The 15,489-nt window shown below is 63.1% G+C and carries 15 protein-coding genes; 6 read left to right on the forward strand and 9 right to left on the reverse strand.

Annotation, left to right across the window (positions count from 1 at the left end):
- Positions 1-4 precede the first annotated feature (4 nt).
- From CUJ91_RS05765 to CUJ91_RS05800, 8 genes are all read right to left on the reverse strand, one after another.
- On the reverse strand, positions 5-718 hold the full coding sequence (locus tag CUJ91_RS05765; RefSeq protein WP_006048229.1) for a TetR/AcrR family transcriptional regulator: 714 nt from the start codon (positions 716-718) through the stop codon (positions 5-7).
- 151 nt (positions 719-869) lie between these two features.
- Positions 870-1,619 carry a diacylglycerol kinase gene (locus CUJ91_RS05770; protein ID WP_114156021.1) on the reverse strand — a complete coding sequence of 250 codons (750 nt, stop codon included), beginning with the start codon at positions 1,617-1,619 and terminating at the stop codon, positions 870-872.
- Positions 1,620-1,639: 20 nt separating this feature from the next.
- Positions 1,640-2,671, reverse strand: coding sequence for a glycosyltransferase family 4 protein (locus tag CUJ91_RS05775; RefSeq protein ID WP_006048227.1), 1,032 nt, complete (start codon positions 2,669-2,671; stop codon positions 1,640-1,642).
- 59 nt (positions 2,672-2,730) lie between these two features.
- Positions 2,731-3,672 carry a UDP-2,3-diacylglucosamine diphosphatase gene (locus tag CUJ91_RS05780; protein WP_006048226.1) on the reverse strand — a complete coding sequence of 314 codons (942 nt, stop codon included), beginning with the start codon at positions 3,670-3,672 and terminating at the stop codon, positions 2,731-2,733.
- Between the two features lie 203 nt (positions 3,673-3,875).
- Positions 3,876-4,367: an RDD family protein gene (locus CUJ91_RS05785; protein ID WP_114156690.1), complete on the reverse strand. Its 492-nt coding sequence runs from the start codon at positions 4,365-4,367 to the stop codon at positions 3,876-3,878.
- Positions 4,368-4,457: 90 nt separating this feature from the next.
- Positions 4,458-5,219, reverse strand: coding sequence for a DUF3106 domain-containing protein (locus tag CUJ91_RS05790; RefSeq protein ID WP_006048224.1), 762 nt, complete (start codon positions 5,217-5,219; stop codon positions 4,458-4,460).
- Positions 5,220-5,235: 16 nt separating this feature from the next.
- Positions 5,236-5,658: a DUF3619 family protein gene (locus CUJ91_RS05795; RefSeq protein ID WP_006048223.1), complete on the reverse strand. Its 423-nt coding sequence runs from the start codon at positions 5,656-5,658 to the stop codon at positions 5,236-5,238.
- Positions 5,655-6,218: an RNA polymerase sigma factor gene (locus tag CUJ91_RS05800; RefSeq protein WP_006048222.1), complete on the reverse strand. Its 564-nt coding sequence runs from the start codon at positions 6,216-6,218 to the stop codon at positions 5,655-5,657. The genes CUJ91_RS05795 and CUJ91_RS05800 overlap by 4 nt, the downstream gene beginning before the upstream one ends.
- Positions 6,219-6,572: 354 nt before the next feature.
- Here CUJ91_RS05800 and CUJ91_RS05805 point away from each other — a divergent pair, with 354 nt between their 5' ends.
- The 6 genes from CUJ91_RS05805 (at position 6,573) to CUJ91_RS05830 (ending at position 13,736) form a co-directional block, all read left to right on the forward strand.
- Positions 6,573-8,336, forward strand: coding sequence for an acetolactate synthase 3 catalytic subunit (locus tag CUJ91_RS05805; RefSeq protein ID WP_006048221.1), 1,764 nt, complete (start codon positions 6,573-6,575; stop codon positions 8,334-8,336).
- A 112-nt stretch (positions 8,337-8,448) separates the two neighbouring features.
- Entirely contained in the window at positions 8,449-8,940 is a 492-nt protein-coding gene (gene ilvN / locus CUJ91_RS05810; protein ID WP_025602412.1) for an acetolactate synthase small subunit, read from the forward strand.
- A 109-nt stretch (positions 8,941-9,049) separates the two neighbouring features.
- Positions 9,050-10,066: a ketol-acid reductoisomerase gene (gene ilvC, locus CUJ91_RS05815; RefSeq protein WP_006048219.1), complete on the forward strand. Its 1,017-nt coding sequence runs from the start codon at positions 9,050-9,052 to the stop codon at positions 10,064-10,066.
- Between the two features lie 134 nt (positions 10,067-10,200).
- Positions 10,201-10,839: a phosphatidylserine decarboxylase gene (locus tag CUJ91_RS05820; RefSeq protein WP_006048218.1), complete on the forward strand. Its 639-nt coding sequence runs from the start codon at positions 10,201-10,203 to the stop codon at positions 10,837-10,839.
- 24 nt (positions 10,840-10,863) lie between these two features.
- The gene (gene pssA / locus CUJ91_RS05825) at positions 10,864-11,733 is read left to right on the forward strand and encodes a CDP-diacylglycerol--serine O-phosphatidyltransferase (RefSeq protein WP_006048217.1); all 870 of its coding nucleotides are present in this window, start codon (positions 10,864-10,866) and stop codon (positions 11,731-11,733) included.
- A 455-nt stretch (positions 11,734-12,188) separates the two neighbouring features.
- The gene (locus CUJ91_RS05830; protein ID WP_107710140.1) at positions 12,189-13,736 is read left to right on the forward strand and encodes a 2-isopropylmalate synthase; all 1,548 of its coding nucleotides are present in this window, start codon (positions 12,189-12,191) and stop codon (positions 13,734-13,736) included.
- Between the two features lie 114 nt (positions 13,737-13,850).
- On the opposite strand, the gene CUJ91_RS05835 is transcribed toward CUJ91_RS05830, so the two are convergent.
- Positions 13,851-15,419, reverse strand: coding sequence for a SulP family inorganic anion transporter (locus CUJ91_RS05835; RefSeq protein ID WP_053857813.1), 1,569 nt, complete (start codon positions 15,417-15,419; stop codon positions 13,851-13,853).
- Between the last annotated feature and the right edge of the window lie 70 nt (positions 15,420-15,489).

Raw genomic sequence — 15,489 nt, forward strand, 5'->3', positions numbered from 1 at the left:
CGTCCTATTCGTTGCGAGGCGCGGCGCCTTCCTTCGGCGGCAGATAGTCGTAGAACTCGCGTTTCTCGAGCTTGCCCGATACGAGATCGTCGAAAATTTGCCGTGAGCGGCCGCGCAGATAAGGCGCCATCAACGACACGATCTGCACGCTCACCTGATGCAGTTCCGCGCGAATCGTCTCCTGCTCGTTGTATTTGCGCGGATTCATCACGAACTGATACGACAGCCAGTACGTTGCGATCACACCGATGTTCGTGGCGATCACCTGCAACTCGTCCGGCGTGGCGACCATTTCGCCGTCGGCCACGAGCTGATCGCAGAACTGGCTCGCAAAGCGCACCTTATGGCTGATGATCTGCTTGAAGTGCGTTTCGAGCGTGCGGTTGCGTGCGAGCAGATCGTTCAGATCGCGATACAGGAAGCGATAGCGCCACGTGAAATCGACCATGTACTGCAGATAGGACCACATTTCGTCGATGGTCGCGCGATGGTCGTCGGGAAAACGCAGACGCTTTTCGATCTCCTGCTCGAACTGGCTGAAGATGCTGTTGATGATGTCGTCTTTGTTGCGGAAGTGGTAGTACAGGTTGCCTGGACTGATTTCCATTTCCTCGGCGATTGTCGTCGTCGTGACGTTCGGCTCGCCGATTTCGTTGAACAGTTTCAACGACAGTTCGAGTATCCGTTCGCGCGTGCGGCGGGGAGGTTTGGCTTCCATGTCGTCCGGCCCTGGTTACGCCGGGTTGGGCGCGCGGCGGCGTGCCGCTGCTGTAGGTCCACCCGGACGCGGTTGCTGTTTTTTAAGACTGCCGGACGATTATAAACCGAGCGTTCGAATCTCTAGCGGGTACTCAGGGTTTCCATGAGCTTCACAGCCACGCTTTCACCCAATCAACGCCGAGCGGGCCGACGATCAGCCCCCACGTCATCACGCACATGCCGAGCGCGACCATCACCGCGGCGCTGCCCAGGTCTTTCGCGCGGCGCGACAGCTCGTGCCGCTCGAGCGAGATACGGTCGATGGCCGCTTCCACGCTCGAATTCAGCAGTTCGACAATCAGCACGAGCAGCACCGAGCCGAGCAGCAACACGCGCGAGACGGGCTCAACCGGAACCAGCACGCCGCACGGCAGCAGAATCGCGGCCAGCGTCAGCTCCTGACGAAACGCGCTTTCCTCGCGGATCGCCACGCGAAAACCCGCGAGCGAGTTTTTCATCGCGTGCCACGCGCGGGTGAGGCCGCGATTGCCCTTGTACGGATTGAACGGCAGCGGCGCGAGCGGATCGTCGGGGCTGAGCGGCTCGTGCTGGATTTCGGCTGCGGCGTGTGAGCCGTGCCGGTTGATGCCGGCGTTTTCGTCGCCGTCGCCGTCAAGGCGGCTGTGGCGAGCGTGGCCTTCGTGGCCGCTCATGCGATGGGCTTCTGCATGATTCATGACGGCGGACTCGCTAATGCTATCGAACGGCTCGACGCTCGCGGCTTCGTGGTCATCATGGTCGTCGCGGTCGTCGCGGTCGTCATGGTTGACGCGAGCGTCGTGAGCATCGCTGCCGGCGTGCGCGGCGCGCAGCGCGCCGTTCACGGACGCGCGGCTTGCAGGAGAAGATCGGCTTCGCATGGACAACCCGGCGCGCCGCGTCACGCGGCTGCGCTTTCCTCGCGATACGACGCGCGCGGCAACGGCTTCAGATGCGCGGCGAATTGCTCGGAGGCCGCGGCCCACGAGAAGCGCTCGGCCCACGCGCGTGCATGCGCGCGGTCGATCTTCAGCGCTTCGAGACACGCTTCGCGCAGGTCTTCGTCCATCGCGCCGGCGCCGCCGTCGCCGAGCACGTCAATCGGGCCGGTGACCGGATACGCCGCTACCGGCGTGCCGCAGGCGAGCGCCTCGAGCAGCACGAGCCCGAACGTATCGGTGCGGCTCGGGAACACGAACACATCGGCGGCCGCGTAGACTTTCGCGAGTTCAGCCTGCGACAGCACGCCGAGATAATTCGCTTGCGGATAGCGCGACTTCAGTTCCGCGAGCGCGGGGCCTTCGCCGGCAACCCACTTCGAGCCCGGCAAATCGAGCTTCAAGAATGCCTCGACGTTTTTCTCGACGGCCACACGCCCCACATACAGAAAGATCGGCCGTGCGGTGTTGAGCACCTTCGAGTCCATCGGATGAAAAATCTCGAGATCGACGCCGCGTGTCCACAGCACGACGTTCGTGAAGCCGAATTTCTCGAGGTCGTTCCTGACCACGGGCGTCGGCGCCATCACCGCGAGCGACGGCTTGTGGAACCAGTGCAGGAACTTGTACGTCGCGGCGAGCGGAATGCCGAAGCGCGCCTGCACATACTCGGGAAAGCGCGTGTGATAAGCGGTCGTGAACGGCAGCTTGTGCTGGATCGCGTAGGCGCGCGCGGCCATGCCGAGCGGACCTTCGGTCGCGATATGCAGCGCGTCCGGTTCGAACTCGCCGATACGCTGACGCAGCTTGCGGCGCGGCATCAGCGACAAGCGGATCTCGGGATACGTCGGGCACGGAATCGTCCTGAATTCGAGCGGCGTCAGCAGATCGACGCGATGGCCGAGTTCGGTCAGCTCGCGCGTGGTGTTCTTGAGCGTGCGCACGACGCCGTTGACCTGCGGTTCCCATGCGTCGGTGACGATCATGATCTTCATCGGTTTGCTCCTCGGATGGTTCGTCGATTCGGCCCAGCGGACTGGAGAGCGGCGTTGCGTCAGGCGGTCGCCCGGGCTTTTTGCACGCCGGCTTGCGGGCTGCGCATCGCGGTCCAGTAGATCACCTTGAGTTCGCCTTCATAGGTTTCGACGAGCGCCGACAGGCTTTCGACCCAGTCGCCGTCGTTGCAATACAGCACGCCGTCGATGTCGCGAATCTCGGCTTTGTGGATGTGTCCGCAGACCACGCCGTCGCAGCCGCGGCGGCGCGCTTCGTCGGTCATCACGCGTTCGAACGACGAGATGAAGTTCACCGCGTTCTTGACCTGGTGCTTCAGGTATTGCGACAGCGACCAGTATGGAAAGCCGAGCCGGCTGCGGATGCGGTTGAACCAGCGGTTCAGGATCAGGATCATCGTGTAGAGCGTGTCGCCCAGATACGCGAGCCATTTCGCGTGCTGGATCACGCCGTCGAACAGATCGCCGTGGACGATCCACAGGCGCTTGCCGGCGAGCGTCGTGTGAAACGCCTCGCCGCGCACGTGGATGTCGCCGAACGCGAGGTCGCAGAACTGGCGCGCGGCTTCGTCGTGATTGCCGGGCACGTAGATCACTTGCGTGCCTTTGCGCGCCTTGCGCAGCACCTTCTGCACGACGTCGTTGTGCGCCTGCGGCCAGTACCAGCCTTTCTTCAACTGCCAGCCGTCGATGATGTCGCCCACCAGATACAGGTATTCCGACTCGTTATGGCGCAGGAAGTCGAGCAGATACGGCGCCTGGCAGCCGCTCGAGCCGAGGTGGATGTCCGACAGCCAGATCGTGCGGTAGCGGTGCGGCTCGGCGTGCTCGTCGTCGTGTTGCGGCGTCTCGGTGTCGATCGGCTGGGGCACGGCGGGCAGCGCGAAGCCGTGGCTAGGGCTGGATTCCGGACGGAACGCGACGGGGTCGACGCTCGGGCCGGTCTGGCGGAACAGGGAAGTCGCGGACGTTTTGGAGTCCATGGCTCACGCGTCGAGTTGCAGTGCCCGTATTGGGCCTACCACGCGTGACGGTGCCGTGACAGTCACGAGAAGTTCTTATTACTGCGGGAGCGATGGGAGGTGATGCGATGTGATGCGAGATCAGGCGATAGCGAAGCGTTTGCTTCGCGTGGTGGATGCGCGGTTCAGTGCGCGGTCGACTGCGCGACGCGCGCGTGCAATGTCTAGCGCGCGACTTCGATCACGCGCGTGCCGGCGAGCCGGTCATGCAGAAACTGGCGGCTCCCGCCGAGGCGCCCCGTGGCCGCCCACAGCACGAACCAGATTCCGGCGATCGCAAGAGTTTGCGGTAAGCGCAACCCGAGCAGCGGATGAAGCGCGAGCGGCGGCAGAAACCATAGCCACGCCAGCAGATAGCGGCCGACGGCGCGCCACGCGGAGAGCGGCGCGCCATTCGCCGTGACGACGCGCAGGCGCCAGGTTTTCATCGGCAGCGTCTGGCCGCCGTGGGTCCAGAACCACACGAAATACAGGCCGACGACGAGCCCGATCCACGTCGCCATCACGTTGTGATGCGTGAGCCCGTTGCGCTGCTGCGTGAGCGTGCTGAACAGATACCCCGCGATAAACACGACGCCGAACAGCAGCAGCGCTTCGTAAAGCAGCGCGGCGAGGCGGCGGCGAACGCTCGGCGATTTGCCTGGTAAAGCGGACACGGCAACGGGCGAACTCGCGCTGGACGCGGTGCCCGAGTCGGGATTGACGGTGGCGGAAGTGGCGCGCGACTCGGACACGGGCAGCGCCGCTTACGAACCGTTGAAGATGGACGGCGCTTCCGCCGGCGAAACCGGCAGCGGCGTGGCCGGCACGAAGCTGCCGGCCGCCGGAATGCCCGGCAGCGACGCCGGGCTCGGCAACGACGCGGCCGCAGCGGCCGCGCTGGCCGACGGCGTGCCGCTCGCGGCGCGCTCACGTGCATTCACCAGCCGGTCGAGGCCTTTGATCTCGCTGCGGCCCGACGGCGGCGCGCTCACCACACTCGGACGCCGCTTATGCTCGCTTGCGGCGAGCCGCTGCTTCTGTTCCTCGGGCAGTTCCTGATACGCCTTCCACGCGTTCTGACGCGCTTCGCGCGGCAACTGCTTCGAGACCTGATAGTTCTCGCGCGCAACGCGCCGCTGATCGGGCGTCATGCGGACCCATTCGGTCATCCGGTCGTGCAGGCGTTTTTGTGCTTCGGGCGACAGCTTCGAGTAACGCGACGCGATTTTCAGCCACTTGCGCTTGCGCTCGTCGCTGAACGAATCCCACTGCGCCTCGAACGGCGCGAGCGCGATATGCTCGGCCGCGCTCAGGCGCGACCAGGCCATCGGGCTTTTACTGCCGGGCAGGCTCGGCAATTCGACGCCGAGCGTGGGTGCGGGCGCGGGCGCCGCGCCGTTGCTGTTCGCAACGGGCGCGCCGGCGGGCGAGGGGCTCGGGTAGAAGCGCGGATACGTGGCGGCAAACGACACGAGCGCCGCTATCGCACATCCGAAAACAACGGCCAGACCGCGCTTGTAGCTCACCCGAACGATCTCCCGCTCAGTGGGCGCGCGAAAGATACGCGTTGAAGCCGTGGTCGAGATAGGCATTGAGCGGCAGGTCGTCGCTTAACATGGCGGCATCGATATCGGCGAGTTCGGCCGTGCGTTGCTGGTCTTCCCAGTAGGCAATGCCGACGAGGCTCACGACCAGCGCGGCGAGCGGCCACGCCAGCGCGAAGCGGCGCAGCGGCGAACGGCGGCGCTCTGGGCGTTGTTCATCCGGCAGACCGGACGGCACGCCCGCGAACGACGGGACGAACACCGGCGCGGCGGCGGTTTCGGGCTTCTTGCGGGCAAGCGCGGCACGGCGGGCGGCGGCCAGCCGGTCGACGGCGGCGGACGGAATGCCGGCCGCGTTTTCGTCGAGCGCGCGGCGCACCTGGCGGGCGAACTCAAGTTCTTTTGTTTCGAGGGAGCTCATAGCGTGATTCCTTTGGCCTTGAGCGCTTGCGCCAGCGTGTGGGTGGCCCGCGAGCAGTGCGTCTTCACACTGCCTTCGGAGCAGCCCATGGCGGCGGCAGTCTCGGCGACATCCATATCTTCCCAATAACGCATGAGAAACGCCTCCCGTTGACGTGCCGGCAACTTTTGGATCTCGTCGTCGATCATTTGCAAGACCTGTTCGCGCTCGAGTTTCTGCTCGTTGCTCTCGGCGCCGGCCGAGCCTTGCTGCGCCTCGAAGGTTTCGAGCGGATCGAATTCGTCGTCGTCGGCATTACCGAACGACGAAAACAGGCTCACCCACGTATTGCGCACTTTCGCACGACGGAAATAGTCGTGCATCGCATTCTGCAGAATACGCTGAAACAGCAGCGGAAGCTCGGCCGCGGGACGGTCGCCGTATTTTTCGGCGAGCTTGATCATCGCGTCCTGCACGATATCCAGCGAGGCGTCGTCGTCCCGCACGGCGTAGACCGTCTGCTTGAATGCGCGCCTTTCGACGCCCGCCAGAAAGTCGGCGAGTTCCTTGTCTGATGCCATCCGTTTGGGGGTCGGCGCAGCGAGCGTGCGCGTAATCGGTCGAAAAATGTCGTAAAACCCGCGGATGCTAACAAATTTTTGCGCGAGCAGGGGCGAAACGTGGGACCGCCGCTGTCGTCGCGAGGCGGCGCGTCGGTCATTAAAGGGCGTCCCGGCGGGCGTTGGGGCAATATTTGCTTGACCGCGCGGACGTCTGCCGCTATCGTCGCTGGTTCGCAATATAAGTGACTTGTCTCATTGAGGTGTGGCCCAAGAAGCTCACCTGTCAACTGGACGCGCCGCTTGAACCCGAGCCACAAGCCCGGCAGAGAGCACCCGATCAATTTTTTGCCGAAAATTCGAAAGGTGAATCAAATGAATATGCCCAGCGCGGAATTCTCCACGTCGGATACCACTCCACAACACGAAGCTGACTCTATCGGCGCCACCGTGCTCATGAAGGCACTGGCCGACGAAGACGTCGAATTTGTTTGGGGCTATCCCGGCGGCTCGGTACTCTACATTTACGACGAGCTGTACAAGCAGGACAAGTTCGAGCACATCCTCGTGCGCCACGAACAGGCCGCGGTTCACGCCGCCGACGCGTATGCGCGTTCCACCGGCAAGGTCGGTGTGTGCCTCGTGACCTCCGGCCCCGGCGTCACCAATGCGGTGACCGGCATCGCCACCGCCTATATGGATTCGATCCCGATGGTCGTGATCAGCGGCCAGGTGCCGACTGCCGCGATCGGCCAGGATGCGTTCCAGGAGTGCGATACGGTCGGCATCACGCGTCCTTGCGTGAAGCACAACTTCCTCGTGAAGGACGTGCGCGACCTCGCCGCCACCGTCAAGAAAGCTTTCTATATTGCCCGTACCGGCCGTCCCGGCCCGGTGCTGATCGACATTCCGAAAGACGTGTCGAAAGCGCCTTGCCAGTACGAGCCGCTCAAGAGCGTGTCGCTGCGCTCGTACAACCCGGTCACGAAGGGCCACTCCGGTCAGATTCGCAAGGCCGTGTCGCTGCTGCTGTCGGCGAAGCGCCCGTACATCTACACTGGCGGCGGCATCATTCTCGCGGACGCATCGCGTGAGTTGAACCAGTTCGCCGATCTGCTCGGCTATCCGGTCACCAACACGCTGATGGGTCTGGGCGGCTACCGCGCGAGCGACAAGAAATTCCTCGGCATGCTCGGCATGCACGGCACGTACGAAGCCAACATGGCCATGCAGCACTGCGACGTGCTGATCGCCATCGGCGCGCGCTTCGACGACCGTGTGATCGGCGACCCGGCGCACTTCGCGTCGCGTCCGCGCAAGATCATCCATATCGACATCGATCCTTCTTCCATTTCCAAGCGCGTCAAGGTCGACATTCCTATCGTCGGCGACGTGAAGGAAGTGTTGAAGGAACTGATCGAGCAGTTGCAAACGGCCGAGCATGGCCCGGACACCGCGGCGCTCGCCGACTGGTGGAAGGACATCGAAGCCTGGCGCGCGAAAGACTGCCTGAAGTTCGACCGCAAGAGCGACATCATCAAGCCGCAGTACGTGGTGGAAAAGGCGTGGGAGTTGACCGACGGCAACGCGTTCGTCTGCTCCGACGTCGGCCAGCATCAGATGTGGGCGGCCCAGTTCTATCGCTTCAACAAGCCGCGCCGCTGGATCAACTCGGGCGGCCTGGGCACGATGGGCTTCGGCCTGCCGGCGGCGATGGGCGTGAAGATGGCGCACCCGGACGACGACGTGCTGTGCATCACGGGCGAAGGCTCCATTCAGATGTGCATTCAGGAGCTGTCCACCTGCAAGCAGTACGCGACGCCCGTGAAGATCATCTCGCTGAATAACCGCTATCTGGGCATGGTGCGCCAGTGGCAGCAGATCGAATACAGCAAGCGCTATTCGCATTCGTACATGGATGCGCTGCCCGATTTCGTGAAGCTCGCCGAAGCGTACGGTCACGTGGGCATGCGTATCGAACGCACGGCCGACGTCGAGCCGGCGCTCAAGGAAGCGCTGCGCCTGAAAGATCGCACCGTGTTTCTCGACTTCCAGACCGATCCCACCGAAAACGTCTGGCCGATGGTCCAGGCCGGCAAGGGCATCACCGAGATGCTCATGGGTTCGGAAGATCTATAACGACGGTTTGTAGCGCCGGCTTCGTCACGAACGTCTTCAAAAAAGACGCAGTCGGACGAAGCGGCGCCGGACTGTTCGCAGACATCGACAAAACATCTGGAAGAAGCGAATCATGAGACACATTATTTCCGTCCTGCTCGAAAACGAACCGGGCGCGTTGTCGCGCGTCGTCGGTCTCTTCTCGGCACGCGGCTACAACATCGAAACCTTGACGGTGGCTCCGACCGAAGACCGTTCGCTGTCGCGCATGACCATCGTCTCCATTGGCTCGGACGACGTGATCGAACAGATCACGAAGCATCTGAACCGCCTGATCGAGGTGGTGAAAGTGGTCGACCTTACCGAGGGCGCCCACATCGAGCGCGAGCTGATGCTGATCAAGGTGAGGGCGGTCGGCAAGGAACGTGAAGAGATGAAGCGGATGTCGGATATTTTCCGCGGCCGCATCATCGACGTCACCGAAAAGACCTACACGATCGAACTGACGGGCGCGAGCGACAAGCTCGACGCCTTCATCGAAGGACTCGACTCCACGGCAATTCTCGAAACGGTCCGCACGGGCAGTTCGGGCATCGGCCGCGGCGAGCGCATTCTGAAGGTGTAACGCGCAGCGTCCGATCCTGGCCGGTGGCGCTCATCACTATCCGGCCTTGCAGCACAACATTCGCAGTATCTGAATCTCTCGAATCATCGAATTTAGCCAAGGAACCGACATGAAAGTTTTCTACGACAAGGACGCCGATCTCTCCCTCATCAAGGGCAAGCAGGTCACCATCATCGGCTATGGCTCGCAAGGCCATGCGCACGCGCTGAATCTGAAGGAAAGCGGCGTGAACATCACGGTCGGTCTGCGCAAGGGCGGCGCATCGTGGAGCAAGGCTGAGAATGCCGGCCTGCAAGTGAAGGAAGTGGCGGAAGCCGTGAAGGGCGCGGACGTCGTCATGATGCTGCTGCCCGACGAGCAGATCGCAGAAGTCTACGCAAAGGAAGTGCACGCAAACGCCAAGCAAGGCGCAGCGCTGGCATTCGCGCACGGCTTTAACGTGCACTACGGCCAGGTGATTCCGCGCGCCGACCTCGACGTCATCATGATCGCGCCGAAGGCGCCGGGCCACACGGTTCGCGGCACCTACTCGCAAGGCGGCGGCGTGCCCCACCTGATCGCGGTTGCGCAGGACAAGTCGGGCGCAGCACGTGACATCGCGCTGTCGTATGCGGCGGCGAACGGCGGCGGCCGTGCCGGCATCATCGAAACGAACTTCCGCGAAGAAACGGAAACCGACCTGTTCGGCGAACAAGCCGTGCTGTGCGGCGGTACGGTCGACCTGATCAAGGCCGGCTTCGAAACGCTGGTGGAAGCGGGCTACGCGCCGGAAATGGCGTACTTCGAATGCCTGCACGAACTGAAGCTGATCGTCGACCTGATCTACGAAGGCGGCATCGCGAACATGAACTACTCGATCTCGAACAACGCCGAATACGGCGAGTACGTGACGGGTCCGCGCATCGTGACGGCTGAAACGAAGAAGGCGATGAAGGCCGTGCTGACCGACATTCAGACGGGCGAGTACGCAAAGAGCTTCATCATCGAGAACAAGGCCGGCGCACCGACGCTGCAATCGCGCCGCCGTCTGACGGCCGAGCACCAGATCGAGCAGGTCGGCTCGAAGCTGCGCGCCATGATGCCGTGGATCGCGAAGAACAAGCTGGTCGACCAGTCGAAGAACTAAGAAGTCCGTTTTATCGCCTGAAACCGGCGCGGCGCACCGCCGCATGCGCCGGTCATGCAAAAAGCCGCCCGAGGGTGCTGAACCCCGGGCGGCTTTTGCTATCCTACGGTTTTACAAAAATATCGAAGCCATCCATGAATTACCCACATCCGATCATCGCGCGAGAAGGCTGGCCGTTTATCGCCATCGCGGCCGTTGTTGCCTTACTGGTTCACGCTTTCGCGGGGTTCGGCTTTGCTTGGATCTTCTGGCTGATCCTGATCTTCGTCGTGCAGTTCTTCCGCGACCCGGCGCGCCCGATTCCGACTCAGGCGAATGCCGTGCTGTGTCCCGCGGACGGCCGCATCGTCGCAGTGGAAACCGCACACGATCCGTATGCCAATCGTGAAGCGCTGAAAATCAGCGTGTTCATGAACGTATTCAACGTGCATTCGCAGCGCTCGCCCGTGGACGGCGCGATCTCGAAGGTCGAATATTTCCCCGGCGCGTATCTGAACGCCGCGGTGGACAAGGCCTCGCTCGAAAACGAGCGCAATGCAATCGTGATCGAAATGGCCGGCGGGCAAACGGTGACGTCCGTGCAGATTGCCGGTTTGATCGCGCGGCGTATTCTTTGCTACGTCCGTGCAGGCGAGCCGCTTACGCGCGGTCAACGGTATGGCTTTATCCGCTTCGGCTCGCGTGTCGACGTTTATTTGCCGGTGGGCAGCCGTCCGCGTGTGTCGATCGGCGAGAAGGTGTCGGCGTCGTCCACGATTCTCGCTGACCTGTAAAGCGGCACAAAGGAGATTGTCCGAATGGCCGCATTCAAACCGCGCCGACCGCGCAACAGTGGACCGCTGCCGCGTCCGTTCCGTCGCAACAAGCCGATCGTCGCGGAGTCGCCGGCGGTGGACAGCCGGCGCGCGCAGCGTCAGCAATTCCTGAGAAAGCGCGGCATTTATCTGCTGCCGAACGCGTTCACCACGGCCGCGCTCTTCTGCGGTTTCTTCGCCGTCGTGCAGGCCATGAACGTGCGCTTCGAAATCGCGGCCATCGCGATCTTCGTGGCCATGGTGCTCGACGGCATGGACGGCCGCGTCGCCCGTATGACGCATACGCAAAGCGCATTCGGCGAGCAGTTCGACAGTCTGTCCGACATGGTGTCGTTCGGCGTCGCGCCGGCGCTCGTCATGTATGAGTGGATTCTGAAAGACCTCGGCCGATGGGGCTGGCTCGCGGCGTTCGTCTATTGCTCGGGCGCGGCGTTGCGCCTCGCGCGCTTCAACACGAACATCGGCGTGGTCGACAAGCGGTTCTTCCAGGGCATGCCGAGCCCGGCGGCGGCGGCGCTGATCGCGGGCTTCGTGTGGCTCGCCACCGACAACCGCGTGCCGCTCAAACTCGTCTGGCTGCCGTGGGTCGCGTTCGTGCTGACCATTTACGCGGGCGTGACCATGGTGTCGAACGCGCCGTTCTATAGCGGCAAGGCGCTCGACGTGCGGCATCGCGTGCCGTTCGGCGTGATTCTGCTCGTGGTGGTCGCGTTCGTGCTGGTTTCGTCCGATCCGCCGCTGATGCTGTTCGGCCTGTTCGTGCTGTACGGTTTGTCGGGGTATGTGTTCTGGGGTTACCAGGTGCTGCGTGGCCGGGGCAATCCCGCTCGTTCGGTCGCGCACGACAGGTAGCGCGCTGCCTCGCGCGCTTGTCGCTCGAAGCTTGTGCTGCATGAGAGAACGGCGTCCTTCGGGGCGCCGTTTGTTCTTTGGCAAGCCACCATTGCGATGCTGTCCGCGGACACCGGCGAGGCGCTTGCCAGCCGCGCCTGGCGTGAATTGCACGGCGGGTGGAATGCCGCTATAGTCGTTGGATGACTGTGCCGGCGATGCTTTCTTCCGCAGCAACGGCGCGAGGCCAGGCAGTAGTTCGGCGAATGGCAGTGCAGTGCGCGCCGAGCGTAATGCAAGCCGCAGTTTGAATCGCAGAATAAAGCCAGCTAACCGCGCGTGCGCCATGTATCGACGCGCCAACCGCTAGAGTCGCGGCTCGCGGTCTGCGGTTGAGTGCCTCGGAGCGCTAACGGCAACCGCATCCATTCCAATATCCGACTCCCACAATCGAACGACTCCGCAGGAGACTCCTCATGTCCGACAAACTGATCATATTCGACACTACGCTGCGTGACGGCGAACAATCGCCTGGCGCATCGATGACGAAAGAAGAAAAGATCCGCATCGCCAAGCAACTCGAGCGGATGAAAGTGGATGTGATCGAGGCAGGCTTCGCGGCGAGTTCGAACGGCGACTTCGACTCGATCCAGACCATCGCCGGGTTGATCAAGGAGAGCACCGTCTGCTCGCTCGCCCGCGCGAACGACAAGGACATCCAGCGCGCGGCCGACGCGCTCAAGCCCGCCGAGCGTTTCCGCATTCACACGTTTATCGCGACGTCGCCGTTGCACATGGAAAAGAAGCTGCGCATGACGCCCGACCAGGTGTTCGAGCAAGCGAAGCTTGCCGTGCGCTTCGCACGCAAATTCACGGACGACGTGGAGTTTTCGCCGGAAGACGGCAGCCGCTCGGACATGGACTTCCTGTGCCGCGTGCTCGAAGCGGTGATTGCGGAAGGCGCAACCACCATCAATATCGCCGATACGGTCGGTTACGGCGTGCCGGAGCTGTACGGCAATCTCGTCAAGACGCTGCGCGAGCGCATTCCGAACTCGCACAAGGCGGTGTTCTCGGTGCATTGTCATAACGACCTCGGCATGGCGGTTGCCAATTCGCTCGCGGGCGTGCAGATCGGCGGCGCGCGTCAGGTCGAGTGCACGATCAATGGTCTCGGCGAGCGGGCGGGCAATACGTCGCTCGAGGAAATCGTGATGGCCGTGAAAACGCGCAAGGATTATTTCGGGCTCGAACTCGGCCTCGATACGACGCAGATCGTGCCGGCTTCCAAGCTGGTGTCGCAAATCACCGGTTTCGTCGTGCAGCCGAACAAGGCCGTGGTCGGCGCAAACGCGTTCGCGCACGCGTCGGGCATCCACCAGGACGGCGTGCTGAAGGCGCGCGACACCTACGAAATCATGCGCGCGGAAGACGTGGGCTGGAGTGCGAACAAGATCGTGCTCGGCAAATTGTCGGGCCGCAATGCGTTCAAGCAGCGTCTGCAGGAACTGGGTATCGCGCTCGACAGCGAATCTGAACTCAACACGGCATTCGCACGTTTCAAGGAACTCGCCGACCGCAAGTCGGAGATTTTCGACGAGGACATCATTGCGATCGTCACCGAGGAATCGGCTGAGGCGCAGCAGAAAGAGCACTACAAGTTCGTGTCGCTGTCGCAGCATTCGGAGACCGGCGAGCAGCCGCACGCGAAAATCGTGTTCGCGGTGGACGGCAAGGAGATCACCGGCGAGGCGCGCGGCAACGGTCCCGTGGACGCCACGCTCAACGCAATCGAAACCGAAGTCGGCAGCGGTTCGGAGTTGCTGCTTTACTCGGTGAACGCGATCACCACCGGCACGCAGGCGCAGGGCGAAGTGACGGTGCGGCTTTCGAAGAGCGGGCGTATCGTCAATGGCGTCGGCACCGATCCGGACATCGTGGCTGCGTCGGCGAAGGCGTATATCTCGGCGCTCAACAAACTGCATTCGAACTCGGACAAGCTGAATCCGCAGCGGTCGGAGTGAGTTCGCACAGAGTGCTTGTCGATAGATAGAAAGATGAAGCCCCGCGCCTTCAATGGCGCGGGGCTTTTTTGATGCGGCGTGCGCATGCCGCTCGCACGCCGCGGTCTCCCCACGTTACTCCGTGGCCGGGCGCCGCATCGACCAGCCGCGCGCCGCGCGTGCCTGCGTGCGCACCTGATGCCGCACTTCCACCGAAATGCCGCGGCGCGGCGCATCCTCGACGAAGCTGTCGAGCAGTTCACGCACGTCGTGATCGACGAAATCCGCGCGCGTCGCATCGACGATCAGCGTCGCGCCGTCGGGAATCTGCTGCAGGTAGTGTTTGAGCGGCACTTTGCCGAGAAACGACACGTCCTTGCGAAACGACAGCAGAAAATGATCGCCGTGTTGCGCGAGCACGATAGGGCGGCGCAGATTCGCATACAGCGCGAGCAGCACGCTGCACAGAATGCCGAGCACGATGCCGATCAGCAGGTCGGTCGCGAGCACGCCGACCAGCGTGACGATAAACGGTGCGAAGGGCGCGAACCCTTGCTTCGCGACCGCGACGAACAGCGACGGCTTGGCGAGCTTCACGCCCGTGAAAATAAGAATGGCCGCGAGACAGGCGAGCGGAATCAGGTTGATGACGCTCGTCAACGCAAACACGCTGACCAGCAGCAGTACGCCGTGAATGATCGCCGACAGACGGCTTTGCGCGCCGGCATGCACGTTCGCGGAACTGCGCACGATCACTGCGGTGATCGGCAGCCCGCCGATCGCACCCGCAATCAGATTGCCCACGCCTTGTGCCTTGAGCTCGCGATCCGGCGGCGCGGGACGGCGTTCGGGGTCGATCTGCTCGACCGCCTCGAGGCTCAGCAAGGTTTCGAGACTGGCGACGATGGCGAGCGTGATCGCGACGCGCCACACGTCCGGATTGACGAGCTGCGCGAAATGCGGCCCGAAATCGGCCCACTCAAGCGCGACGCTCAACGCCGCGAACGATTCGAGCGACGGCAACGCCACGCGATGCTCGGCGGCCGGCGCGAGCGATGGCGCGAGCATCGTCAGCAGCAACGTCGCGCCGATCCCGAGCAGGACGACCGCAAGCGGCGCGGGCACGATGCGCACCAGCGCGAAGCGGCGCATCGGCCGTGTTTCCCAGGCCATCAGGATCGCGAGCGACAGCAGCGTGATCACGCACGCGACCAGCGACACCGCGCCGAACGGCGCCATGATCGTGCCGCCTGCTGGCGCGGCGCCCGGCGCTTGGCCGTTGACGAGCCCAAGCGCGAGCGGGAACTGCTTGACGATCAGCAGAATGCCGATCGCGGCAAGCATGCCCTTGATGACCGGCGACGGCACATACGCGGCAAAGCGCCCCGCCTTGAGCACGCCGAAGCCGAACTGGATCGCGCCGGACAACAGCACGGCCGCGAGGAACGCGGAAAAGCTGCCGAGCTGCGCGATTCCGTCGACGACGATCACGACAAGACCCGCCGCCGGTCCGCTCACGCTCAGGCGCGAGCCGCTCAGAACCGCGACGACCAGCCCGCCGACGATGCCAGAGACGAGCCCGGCAAACGGCTCGACGCCCGACGCGTTCGCAATGCCGAGGCATAGCGGTAGAGCCACCAGAAAAACGACGATGCCCGCAAGCATGTCGCGCTGAAATGTCGAAAAATAAGCTCGAAGATTCATGGTGTCGGTGCAGAAATAGGTGAGGCCTGGTAAGAGGCGAAGGCTGAACCGGATAGGCATGCGCGCGGCG

It is taken from the genome of Paraburkholderia graminis, from assembly GCF_003330785.1.
GTDB classification, from domain to species: Bacteria; Pseudomonadota; Gammaproteobacteria; order Burkholderiales; family Burkholderiaceae; genus Paraburkholderia; species Paraburkholderia graminis.